General features: G+C 62.0%; 6 protein-coding genes. 3 read left to right on the top strand and 3 right to left on the bottom strand.

What is annotated here, in order from left to right; translation table 11 throughout:
- The first annotated feature begins 454 nt into the window (after positions 1–454).
- From V7M64_RS09430 to V7M64_RS09420, 3 genes are all read left to right on the top strand, one after another.
- Positions 455–2,941: a protease pro-enzyme activation domain-containing protein gene (locus V7M64_RS09430; RefSeq protein WP_333678833.1), complete on the top strand. Its 2,487-nt coding sequence runs from the start codon at positions 455–457 to the stop codon at positions 2,939–2,941.
- 323 nt (positions 2,942–3,264) lie between these two features.
- Positions 3,265–6,366: a TonB-dependent receptor gene (locus tag V7M64_RS09425; protein WP_333678831.1), complete on the top strand. Its 3,102-nt coding sequence runs from the start codon at positions 3,265–3,267 to the stop codon at positions 6,364–6,366.
- Positions 6,367–6,678: 312 nt separating this feature from the next.
- The gene (locus V7M64_RS09420) at positions 6,679–7,449 is read left to right on the top strand and encodes a polysaccharide deacetylase family protein (RefSeq protein WP_333678830.1); all 771 of its coding nucleotides are present in this window, start codon (positions 6,679–6,681) and stop codon (positions 7,447–7,449) included.
- A gap of 74 nt (positions 7,450–7,523) precedes the next feature.
- Here the strand turns inward: V7M64_RS09420 and V7M64_RS09415 are convergent, their stop codons facing one another.
- The 3 genes from V7M64_RS09415 to V7M64_RS09405 all read right to left on the bottom strand — a co-directional run bounded on the left by V7M64_RS09415 (position 7,524) and on the right by V7M64_RS09405 (position 12,087).
- Entirely contained in the window at positions 7,524–7,706 is a 183-nt protein-coding gene (locus tag V7M64_RS09415) for a hypothetical protein (protein WP_333678829.1), read from the bottom strand.
- Positions 7,707–7,729: 23 nt separating this feature from the next.
- The gene (locus V7M64_RS09410) at positions 7,730–9,052 is read right to left on the bottom strand and encodes a histidine-type phosphatase (RefSeq protein ID WP_333678828.1); all 1,323 of its coding nucleotides are present in this window, start codon (positions 9,050–9,052) and stop codon (positions 7,730–7,732) included.
- A 143-nt stretch (positions 9,053–9,195) separates the two neighbouring features.
- Positions 9,196–12,087: a TonB-dependent receptor gene (locus V7M64_RS09405; RefSeq protein WP_333678826.1), complete on the bottom strand. Its 2,892-nt coding sequence runs from the start codon at positions 12,085–12,087 to the stop codon at positions 9,196–9,198.
- Between the last annotated feature and the right edge of the window lie 174 nt (positions 12,088–12,261).

Genomic DNA, 12,261 nt, shown 5'->3' with positions numbered 1-12,261 from the left:
TTTCGCTGGAATGACGAGCTGATGGCACTGAATTTCCATGGAAAATTTTCGATGCCGGGTGCTATGCCCGCGCATTTCTGAAGAACTTCTTTTTCCCCGGACAGCAGTGCGCTTTCGCGGGAATGACGGCTCATATCGATTGCCGTAAGCATCATTTCATCGCATGCATGTGACGTCATCGCACATGCACGTCATGCGCGATACATCACGCAAGCTCCTCGCAAGCTTGCAGCTATCAGGTAGGGTTGTCTTCTCCGCACGCGTCTTAAGAATCGGCGACGCTGCAACACGGCTTGCGTGGAGGGATCGAGGGGACGCAGCCGTTGATGATTCATTCGACGTCGCCGGCATCGTAAGTGAATCGACCTGCCGCACGCGCGGCAACAACTATCGCATGGGGCTTGCGAGCCGCATCGGGTTCGCTTGCCCTTAAAAAAATCGAGGGAGTTCATACATGTCGAAACATTTCGCGCTTTTGGGGATTCGTCCATTGCTGTTGCCGGCAGCCTTGTCGCTGGCACTGCTGTCGACGGCAAACGCCGCCGGCACGCGCGTGGGCACACGCACGCATGCGGGCATTCAAAACGTCAGCAACACGGTGTCCACGCTGGTGATGACCGGGCATCCGTCCATCGACGCCACGCAGATCGCGCCGCTGCAAGCCAGCAAGCCGCTGCACGTGGAAGTCAGCCTCAACCTGCGCAACGTCGATCAGTTGCAGAGTTTTCTCGCCTCGGTGAATCAGCCGGGCAGCGCGAACTACCATCACTTCCTGACGCCCGCGCAATTCAAGGCGCAATACGCACCGACGGATGCGCAGGTGCAGGCGGTAGTCGCGCACATGCAGGCATCCGGCTTCACCAACATCAAGGTGGCCGCGAACAACTTGCTGGTCTCGGCAGATGGCACCGCTGCCACCGCGAATGCCGCGTTCAACGCCAACATGAAGACCTTCAGCTTCAAGGGCAAGCAGCATTTCGCCAACGGCACCGACGTGACCGTGCCGCAATCGCTGGGCGGCATCGTGGATGGCGTGCTCGGCCTGCAGGATTACGCCAAGCCGCACGTGATGTCCCATCGCATCAGCAGCGACGCGGCCAAGGCACAGGCTACCGCCGGCGTAGTGGGCCACAACCCGACGGATTTCCCGAAGATCTACGATGCCGGCAGCACGCCGACGGCATCCAACACGGTGGTCGGCATCATCACCTGGGGTGACATGACCCAGACGATCAGCGATCTGAACACGTTCACCAGCAGCGCCGGCATGGCCACGGTGAACACGAAGACAGTCGCTGGAGGCAGCGGCACGCTGGCCAACGACGGCGATCCGTCGGAATGGGACCTGGATAGCCAGGACATCGTGGCGATGTCCGGCGGCGTGAAGCAGCTGATCTTCTACGCGGCGATCAACGGCGACAGCCAGGACAGCCAGCTTACCGACGCGTCCATCACCGCTGCGTACAACAAGGCGGTGACCGACAACGTGGCGAAGGTCGTCAACGTTTCGCTGGGCGAAGACGAAACCGCGGCCAACAACTCCGGCACGCAGGCAGCGGACGACAAGGTGTTCGCGCAAGCGGTTGCGCAGGGGCAAACGTTCTCGATCGCTTCGGGCGATGCGGGCGTGTATCAGTGGTCGAGCGATCCAACCTCCGGCGCGCCCGGCTACGTCGCCAATTCCAGCGGTACGGTACAGATCGATCTAAGCCACTATGGCGTCAGCGAACCGGCAACCTCGCCGAATGTGGTGGCGGTGGGCGGCACCGCGCTCAGTACCAGTGGCACCACGACCTGGTCGGGCGAAACGGTGTGGAACGAAGGCCTTGCCGCGGTCAATCCGGGCAGTGGCGACAACAACCAGCGCCTGTGGGCGACCGGTGGCGGCGTGAGCCTGTTCGAAAGCGCGCCGGCCTGGCAGACCACGGCGCTCGGCTCATCCGTCACCAAGCGCGAACTGCCGGACGTGGCATTCGACGCGGCATCCAGCTCGGGCGCATTGATCGTGATCAACGGCCAGGCCAACCAGCAGGTCGGCGGCACCAGCCTGGCCTCGCCGTTGTTCGTCGGTTTGTGGGCGCGTATCGAATCGGCCAACAACAACACGCTGGGTCTGCCGACGCAGAACATGTACGCCTACTTCCCGAAGGATGCCACGCCGCTGCATGACGTCACCTCGGGCAACAACGGCTACAACGGCTACGGCTACAACGCCGCCGCGGGCTACGACAACACCACCGGCTGGGGCAGCCTGGACATCGCCAAGTTCAACGCCTACGTCACCAAGTATTGGGGCGGCAGCGGTGGCGGCACGGGCGGTGGCGGCACCGGCAATCCGGTGGCGAACTTCACCGATACGGTGAATGGGCTGACGGTGAGCTTCACCAACAGCTCCACCGATACCGGCGGCACGATCAGCTCGTATGCCTGGAATTTCGGCGACAGCGGCACGTCCACGTCGGCCAGCCCCAGCCACACCTATGCGGCGGCCGGCACGTACACCGTCACCTTGACCGTCACCGACAGCACCGGCGCGACCAACACCAAATCCACCTCGGTGACGGTGAGCAGCAGCAGTGGCGGCGGTACCGGCGGCGTATTCAGCAATGCCAAGCAGGTGGTGATCAACGACAACGCCACCGTCAGCAGCAGCATCGCGGTGAGCGGCTTGTCCGGCAATGCACCGGCCACGCTGAAGGTGCACGCCAGCATCACGCACAACTGGTCGGGCGACCTGACCATCGAGCTGGTCGCACCGAACGGCGCTTACGCGGTGCTGCAGAACCCCGACTACGGCGATGACGGCAACATCAACACCACCTGGACCGTGAATGCGTCGTCAGTGCCGGCCAATGGCACGTGGAAGCTGAAGGTGATCGATAACGATCCGGAGTACTACGGCGACTACGGCACGCTCAACAGCTGGAGCCTGACGTTCTGACCGTGCGGCAAATGCGCTCCCTCCCCTGCGTGCAGGGGAGGGTTGGGGCGGGGTGCGAGCGCAGCGAGCGGCGAAAGCCTCACGTCGCAAACCGTGCACATTGCCCGCTTGCTGCTTCAAGCCGAGGTTATCCGGTGGCATTCCACCGCACGCTCAAGCCCAAGCAACCCCACCCCAGCCCTCTCCTGCTGCCGCAGGGGAGCAATCAGCGCGCGCCTTGCCCTATGATCGAACTGCCCGGAGCTTGGGGCGGGGACATGTCCCTTTGTGGGGATGGGACGGGGAGGCTGAAGAGCGGCATGCGCGGGAGTGGTGGTGGTTGGATGCCGCGGATTCGCTTGCCGCGCATCATGGGTCATGCTGGAGCGTTTGCCTCCGCGATCCGTCACGCCATCGCCGGCATGCGTCCGCTGTTGCTCGGCAGCATCGCCGTGCTGCCGGTGCCGCCAGCGCTGGCCGGTGAATCCGTCGCCAAGACGCAAACGTACGCCGTTGCCGCCGGCCCGTTGCGCAACGCGCTGGACACACTCGCGGCACAAGGCGATCTCCAACTTGTCTACGACCCGTCGCTGGTGGCGGGCAAAACCACGCGCGGCGTTTCCGGGCGCCTGCTGCCCGCCGAGGCATTGACACTATTGCTCACCGGCACGGGATTGAGCGGTAAAGCCATCAATGCCGCCACCTTCGTGCTGGAACCCGCGGCAACGTTTCATGCGCCGTCCACACCAGCACCTGTCAGCAAGATGGAGATCGAGAAACCGCGCACGCTCGATACGGTCACCGTCAGCGGCTCGCTGATCAGCAACGCCGACATCCAGACCGCCACGCCCACCTTCACCATCACCGCGAACGACATCCGCGCGCGCGGATTCAACAATCTGTCGGACGCATTGCAGAACTCGGTACTGGCCACCGGCCCGGTGCAAGGACCGCAAGCGGCACGATCGTTCACGCAGGGCGCGCAACCGATCAGCCTGTTCGGGCTGGGGCCGCAGTTCATGCTGATCCTGCTGGACGGCAAGCCAGTGGCGAACTTCGGCCAGCTCTACAACGGCACCATCAACTTCACCAGCGTGGCGAATTTTCCGGTCGCACTGATCGACCACATCGATGTGATGCCGGGCGGCGCTTCGTCGATCTACGGCTCGCAGGCAATCGGCGGCGTGATCAACATCGTTACCAGGTCGCACCTGGATGGCGGGGAGATATCCGTGCGTACCGGCGGCTACTCCGATAGCGGCGGCGCCAATCAACGCATCAGCGGCGTGTATGGGCGCGACGCCGGCAAATGGCATGTGCTCGGTGCGTTGCAGTTCGACAACGCCTCGCCGATCTGGGGCTATCAACGTTCCTTGACGGCCAACGACGACGTGCCGCAGTTGCAGTCCGCCATTCTCGATTACGGTACGGCGCAGACGTTTACCGGCCACGCGCTCAGCAATGTGACGCCGCCGAACGGTTGCGCCAATCAGCTGTTTGGCAGCAGCACGATGCCGCTTCCCACCCAGCCGCCCAGTCCGCCCGGCATCTATTGCGGTTCGCGCAAAGTGGATGGCTACACCACCTACAGCAATCAGCTGCGCAACCTGGATGGGATGCTGAAGCTTGCGTATCAGGTTTCCGACGATGTCCGGCTCTATGCCGACGCGATGGCGAACTGGCAGCAGCAGCGCTGGTTCCCGGGCATTTCCTACTGGTCGAGCGACGACTTTCCGCATCAACTGATCGAAGACGGCGCCACCGGCCACTATCTGTATTTCGAAAGAGGCTTCGCGCCGGAAGAAATGCCCGGCGGGATCGCAGGGCAGATGGTGCGGCAGAACGACCTGCTTTATCAGGCCGATCTTGGCATCAATGGCAATTGGGGTGATTCGGGCTGGAACTGGGATATCTATTACCTGCGTACCGGTGACCGCACCGCCGAGGTCGAACCGTTGTGGATCAAATCGAGGATCGATGCGTATTTCGGCAGCGTGTTCGGACCGCTGGCTGGCGTCAATCCGCAGAACGGCATCCCTATCTACGACCCGGATATCGCGACTTTTTTCCGCGCAATCACGCCTGCGCAATATGCGAGCTTCGCGCAAGGGGTCCGCGATTTCAGCAACACCTGGATCAACGATACGCGCGCCACGCTCAGCAATGCATCGCTATTTGCCCTGCCCGGTGGCGATGCCGGCTTTGCCGTGCTGGCCGAGGGCGGCAGTGAAGCGTGGTACCAGCCGCGCAACCCCCTGTTTACCCAGGGCGAGATTTACGAGCATGCCGCCACCGGCGGCGGCGGACAGCGTTTTCATGCCGCCACCGCATTTGAATTGAACTTGCCGTTGCTCAAAGCACTGACCCTGGACCTGTCCGGCCGCTACGACTACTACGCCATCGATCGCGGCAACGACAATCGCAAGTTCACTTACAAACTGGGCGCGGAGTATCGGCCAGTGGACTCCCTGCTACTGCGCGCGAACTACACCACGTCATTCAAGGCGCCGGATCTTTCTTCCATTTATCTGGGCCCCACGGATTTCTTCACGCTCGCCACCGACTACTACTTCTGCGCGCAAGCGCACAGCGCAACGTGCGGCTCGGCGTATCAGTACTACGTGCAAGGCACGACGCTGGCGAACACCAAACTGCAACCGACCTCGGCGCAAAGCTGGACGGCGGGTGCGGTGTGGTCGCCGGTGGAAGGCTTGGATCTCAGCCTCGACTACCTGCACATCGCGATCCAGAACGAAGTCGTGCAGCAAGACCTCGACCTGCTGTTGCGTACCGAGTCGCAATGCCTGCTCGGCCAGCTCGATGCCGCCTCGACCGCCTGCGGCACAGCGCTCGGCCAAGTGCAGCGCGAAGGCGCGCATGGACCGATCAATAGCGTCATCACCTACTACGCGAATCTTTCCAACGAGGTCACCAAGTCCGTCATGGGCAGCGCGCGCTATCGCTTCGCGCTGTTTCATGCCGGCATGCTGACGTTGCAGCTCGACTACAACGACATGCTCAAGCACACCTATCAGATCGCGCCCGGGCAGGCGCCGATCAACCAGCTTGCCAACGCGCAATACAGTACCGAGTTCAAGAGCATCGCCAGCGGCAGCGCCACCTGGACCAGCCCGGGTGGCCGCTGGAGCGGCACGCTGTACGGGCATCGCTACGGCCCCTCGCCCAACTACGCGGCCACCATCACCGGCATCGGCACGCCTGGCGCTGCGCGCGTGTCGCCGTGGATCACCTTCAACGCCAGCGCTACCTACCATCCCACGCGCAACCTGGCGTTGTCCCTGCTGGTCAACAACATCGCCAACAAGATGCCGCCCAGCGATATGGGCGACGTGCTGTACCCGTACTTCAATAACGACAACTACAACATCTACGGGCGCGAATTCCTTCTACAGGCGGATCTGCGGCTCGGTGGCACGGGGCGTTAATAGACCAGGGCATCCCTGATGGACACGCTGCGTCACCTTTTCACGTCCGCACGTCAGGTCCGAACGGGCCATCGCATGGCGTTGGCATGGATTGGCGCGGCCCGCGCTGCGCGTTGGGGGGTTCTTGCCGGGCTCCGCGTGACGCGACCGGCCTGTTTTAACACGCAGTTGGCACCTTCAAGAGGGGTGGGGACCCCTGGCACGGCGCGTGCTTAGAAGGCTTGCCAACGTCGTAGGCAGCAGGGGGCACGCGACGTTGGCGAATCTTTTCGCGCCGGCTTGCGCAGGCGCCACCTAGATGAGCGTGCTGCCATGTTGCTGTTCTACACCTGCTATCGCCACTCCATTTTCGTGTGCGGCATGCTGCTGACCCTCGTGCTGTATGCGATGTTGCTGACCGCGCATGGGATGGCGCCGCCGCGTTTCGTGCTCTCGCCGGAAATGGGCGGCATCAAGCACGCCAGCGGCTTCAGCCTGCGCAAGGTCAGCGACGTGCTGGCCGGCCGCAAATACGCCGTGCTGACGTTCGATGACGGTCCCTACGGCCAGGGCCTGGATGAGCAGATCCTGGCCACGCTGCAAAAGCACCATGCGCATGCCGTGTTTTTCCTGGTGTGCAGCCACATCAACGACGCGACGCGCGGCGAGCTTGCCAAGTTCGAGAGCGCAGGCGACCTGATCGGCAACCACACGTTCGACCATCCTGACCTTGCCAAACTGGGTCAGCCTGAAATCCGGCAACAAATCGAAAGCTGCAATCAACGCATCGCCGATGTCACCGGCAAGCGTCCCACCTATTTCCGCCCGCCGTTCGGCTCGACCACACGGGCGGTTGGCGAGGTGGCGAAGTCGCTCGGCATGCAGCAGATGCTATGGAATGCCAACAGCGAGGACAGCTGGGTCAAGCATCCCGAGCAGATTCGCGACTTCAGCCTGTCGCAGACGGAAGACCAGTCCGTTTTGCTGATGCACGAAAAGCCGATGACGGCGGCAGTGCTCGACGACATCCTCACGCAACTGGAACAGCGCGGCTTCCAATTCGTATTGCCGGATCAGTTGTCGGACAACGTCGCGATCAATTGATCGCGGGCAGCAACGTAGGCTGAGGTGAAATCCCAGCCTTGAGCCTCACAAAAAGCCGGTATGGCCTCCCTACGTCAACGCGGTACGCGCAACGACGAATGGCGCAATGCGTCTTCATGCTGCACTTCATCGTGTGCGGCGATTTCTTCCATATCCAGGGCGCCATGACGCGGACCATGCATGCCACCCGGCGGGTTGGCGGCATCCGTACTGCCTTCCTTGTTGATGCTGACGTCGGCGTTGGGTTTGGTGGTCATGCGAAGCTCCGGCGAAGATCCGCTTATTGTTGCACGGGTTCCGCCGCTGGCAGGGCCTGCGTGATCGTGGTTGCGAAGCGGCCCAAAGGACAGTCGTAGCCCGGCGCGGAGGTGCTGCAACCAGGGATGAAGATGGGCGCGATCTGCGGTGGGTGCGCTGCATCCAGCTCCATGCCGTTGCGCAGCTGGTCCATGCTCTGGCTGACGTAATAGGCACGCACGTCATACCGATCGCTGCTGCCATGTCGACGTAACTCGAACACCAGTGCGCCGCCAACCGAGGCCGGATCGGCCGGCGGTTCGGGCAACAGCCAATGCAGATCGAGCAGGCCGGCCAGGGTTTCGATTTGGGTGTCGTGGCCAAGCAGGAAAACGATTTTTGCCTTGGGACTGCCCATTGCCTGCTGATCTTTCGATCCGGCCGCCTCCTGCAAGGTGGCGAGCAAACGTTGCGCCAGATGACCCGCATAGGCGCGCGCAACGATCGGCGTGCGCAGGCTCGTGTCCGCATAGATCGAATGCAGGGCCAGCAAATGCCCCAGTTGCGGCGGCGAGACCCGACCCCATGCCACTTTCGCCATCGGCATGCCTTCGACGTATTCCAGATACATGTCTTCGGCCAGCGAACTGGCGTTGTGCAGCGGCGATTTGATGCCAAGCAGTTCATCGCCCTGTCCGGGCGTCACGCTGGCGGGCTGGTCCATCAGCCACTTCTTGCCGGGTGCCTTACTTGCATCGCAGTGGCCGGGCGCGCAATCCATCAGCACGCTTTCCATTTGCTCGATCAGACCGGCGTTGGCCAGTGCCATGCGCGCGGCGTCGCCGCCGATGCGGCCAAGCACTGCGGCTTGGGCCTGATCGCGGGAGATGGCGCTAGCGCTGGAAAAATCATGCGCAAACAGCGCGTCCGCACCCTTCCTTGGCGCGACCTGGATGGTGACGGGACAGTGCGGATCGAAACCATCCATCATTCCGTGTGCGGATTCGATGGTGCGCTGTTCGTCATCGGCGACGACGGATAGTGCAGAAGCCACGCATCCGTCGGCCGGCAACAACCCCGCCTGTGCGTAGTGCGCGCGATACCAGTGCCCCATGATCGCCATCAGCTGCTTGCCGTGCGGCGTGAGATAACCCGGCGGCACCGGCCATGCTGGCCATGCATCGCGGGAATACGCGTCCAGTCGTGCAGGTGCCGTGGTGGGTGAACGTACGCCATGGCGGCTTAGCACGATCACCAAGCGCAGCGCACCGGGCGCGGCGTTTTCCGTAGCGTGTGCGGGGAATGCCAGCAGCCATGCCCATACCAACAGGCTCCAGATGTTGCGCTCGCGAACGGTCGTCTTCACTGGAATCCTCATGGCCGGGATGTGCACGCGAAGGTCGGAGCAGGATTGCCTGTGCTCGCTGGAACCCGTACATCATTCCGGCCTTCGCCGGGATGACGGGTATTGGATGTGAGGCGACTGAAAATCAGATATCACATCAGATATCACAAATGAATGCGTATCCCGGCCGTAAAGGTCTGATCGTAAAACTCTCGCTGGATGGGCCGGTTGTTGCTGGAGGTTTCCGTAAACCGCAGCTTGGTATTGGTGAGGTTCTTGGCGCCGAAATACATCGAGAACGTGTCGTTGAACGCATAGCTCGCGCCGAAATCCAGCGAGGTGCGTGCTGACGAATACTGGTCGGCATAGACGCCCGATGGCGTGCCGTCCGCCTGGGTGTACAGCGGGCCCCCCAGCGCAAAGATATTCTTGCTTTCGTAATAAGCGCCAAGATCCAGGCGCAAACCCTGGTACTCGTAGGTCAAGGAAACATTGGCCGTATCGCGGGACGTCGACGGCAGCTGCGAATACAAGCCGGGATGAATCTGGATGCGCGAATCGACATAGGTAAAGTTGGTATTCACGCCCAAGCCGCTGAGCGCACCGGGCAACCAACGGAAGCGGTCGACATAGACCAGCTGCAAGCCACGAGCAAACGCGGAAGAAATGTTTTCGTAGCCGCTGAACGTGACCAGCGTGCCGGGCGCGAATACGTCCAGAATGCCCGCCGGGTTGGCGATCGTCTGGACCGAGGCCAACGGCACGATGTAGTTGGTCAGTTCTTTGTCGAAAAATCCAGCGTAGGCCAGGCCACCTTCCGGCAGGTAATACTCGAGCGAGGCGTCGATGTTGTCGCTGTAGGTGGGCTTGAGTGCCGGGTTGCCTTGCGACACCGTATCGTTGACGTCGTCCACCTGGGTGGCGGGCGTGACTTGCTGGAAGCCTGGGCGAGCGATGGTTTTCGAGTACACCACGCGGCCGATCAGGTCGGGCTGGAAACTGTATTTCAGCTGCAGCGATGGAAACACGTTGCCGTAGTTACGCTGGATGACATTCGGCGAATAGCTGGCCAGGTTGCCATTGTTGGTCACGACATTCAGGCCTTCATAGCGCGCCCGCGTTGCCTCGTAGCGCACGCCGCCGAGAATGCTCAGCTTGTCCACCGGCTGGAATTGGTACTCGGCGTAGCCGGCGAAGATGTTCTCGCGGTCGCGCGCCTGCGATTGCAGGTCGGCGAGAAAATCGTTGGCCGTGTTTTCGACGAACGTACCGGGGTTGCTGCTGAGCAGATTGATGAGGGTTTGCGGATTGATCAAGGGGCCGATGTCGTAATGGCCGTTGTAGTACGTGATCGGGCCTCCCTGCACGGCATCGGACAACGGCAAGGCCGGCGGGTTGTAATCGTAGTTGTTTTGTGCGCCGTGGCGGCTACGCAGGCGCGCGTTCACGCCGAACTTGAGGAATTCATCCGTGCTGGTCGAAAACCAGTGCGTCGGCACAGTGACGTTATCGCCGAGCTTGTATTCCTGATCGTGGTCATGCTGGGTGCCGGCGCTGTAGTCGCTCAAGGTGTATCCGCTGGGGTTGGCGGGGTTCTGCCCTTGCAGGATGCTGTAGCCGGGTACGTTGGGACGGGTGATGTTGTCGTAGGCGATGATGGCCTGGCCGGAGCCATCCACATTGTTCGGGTTCGGACTTCCATTCACGAACGTCGAATTGTAGTTGTACGGCATGTTGTAGGAGCCGATCGACATCGCCACGTGGTAGTCGGTACGCCAGCTGTGGAAGTCGTTCTGACCGCCGATCATGGCTACGCGCGAATCGATGGTTTCCTTTTCGTGCTGATTGCCGCGTTGATAGCTGGCATCATCGATCATTCCGTCGGGGTTGTTGGGATCGACTACCGGCGCACCGGCGAAATTGAAGATCAGGTTGTCGCGGCTCTTGCGCTCGGTATAGCCGGCGTCGAAGTAGCGCGCATACCACTTGTTGTCTTCATCTGGCTGGAAGTCGAATTCCACGCCGTAGCCCAGGCGCGTGCGCTGATAGTTGTAGAAGCGCTGGTCCAACGCCGCAAATGCTTTGTCCGGCACGCCTGCGCCCTGCTGATCGACGTAGCCCGCTTCGACGTCGTCAATGCCGCGATGGTCCTGGTAATAGTTCACGGTGCCGATGACCGAGAACGGCTTGTAGTTGGCGCTTGGGCCGAAGCGCAAGCCGCCGGTCATTTGATAGTCGTGGATCGGCGTGTCACGCAGGTTTTCCAGGCCGGTGCCCAGTTGCAGATCGATGAACTGGTCCTTGTCCTTCGGCATCTGTTTGGAAGTGATGTCGATCGTGCCGCCGAGCGCTTCGGCGTCCTGGTCCGGCAGATTGGTGTTGGTGATGGTGAGCGAACCGACCAGGCCCGCGGGGATCGAGTCGAACGCCACCGCGCGGCCGCCGCCGGCCGGCGAGGCGGTGTTGGTGGGCATCATGCGCACGCCGTCGAAGGTGGTGCTGTTGAGATCGGCGTCCAGCCCGCGAATGTTGACGAAGCGGCCTTCGCCGGTATCGGTTTCCAGCGAAACGCCGGGCAAGCGGCGCACCGCTTCGCCCGCGTTGACGTCGGGCAGCCGTTCGATGGCGGCCTGCGGCTGCACGAACACCATGTTCGGCGCCAGTTGCTGTTGCGCGCGCGCCTCCTCATCGGGTGTGGCGGCGGCGACCACGCGAACCTGGCCCAGCGATTTCACGTCGTTGCCCACGACGAAATTTTCGACCGCGGGCGCGCTTTCGCGCACGGTGATCTGCCGTTCCAGCTCAGCCTGGCCGGGCATGCTGATCACCAGGGTGTAGACCCCCGGCGCCACGTTGGCGAGGCTGAAATTGCCGTTGCGGTCGGTGGTGGCGCTGCGTTGCGCTTCGCGCAGCTCGACTTGCGCGCCAGCCACCGGCGCATGCGTATTGGCCGTCTCAACATGGCCATTGACGCCGCTTGGCGCCGCCAGCACCACGACCGGCATCGCCAGCACCACGAATCCCAGGGCCATGCGGCAAGCACGTGCAAGAGACATCATATTTTCCTCGCTATGGACGACCCGTGCGTGGTCGTCACTCGGACCACTCACGAAAGCCATCAACGTAGGCGAGCGCGATGACAGCGAGAATGCAGCCACTATACGAATTCGTAAGCTTCCGGCTGAATGGCATGTGTAATCCCGGTATGGGAACGTCGCGAAAGCCGGGAT

Source organism: Dyella sp. (assembly GCF_036746095.1).
In the GTDB taxonomy this organism is placed as follows: Bacteria; Pseudomonadota; Gammaproteobacteria; order Xanthomonadales; family Rhodanobacteraceae; genus Dyella_B.
Note: the sequence above shows the minus strand (reverse complement) of the source record. Positions and strands in the feature narration are given on the sequence as shown.

Bases quoted from the DNA above. Each gene is read 5' to 3' on its own strand.
- V7M64_RS09430 (WP_333678833.1), top strand. From the start codon at position 455: ATGTCGAAACATTTCGCGCTTTTGGGGATTCGTCCATTGCTGTTGCCG.
- V7M64_RS09425 (WP_333678831.1), top strand. From the start codon at position 3,265: ATGCCGCGGATTCGCTTGCCGCGCATCATGGGTCATGCTGGAGCGTTT.
- V7M64_RS09420 (WP_333678830.1), top strand. From the start codon at position 6,679: ATGTTGCTGTTCTACACCTGCTATCGCCACTCCATTTTCGTGTGCGGC.
- V7M64_RS09415 (WP_333678829.1), bottom strand. From the start codon at position 7,706: ATGACCACCAAACCCAACGCCGACGTCAGCATCAACAAGGAAGGCAGT.
- V7M64_RS09405 (WP_333678826.1), bottom strand. From the start codon at position 12,087: ATGTCTCTTGCACGTGCTTGCCGCATGGCCCTGGGATTCGTGGTGCTG.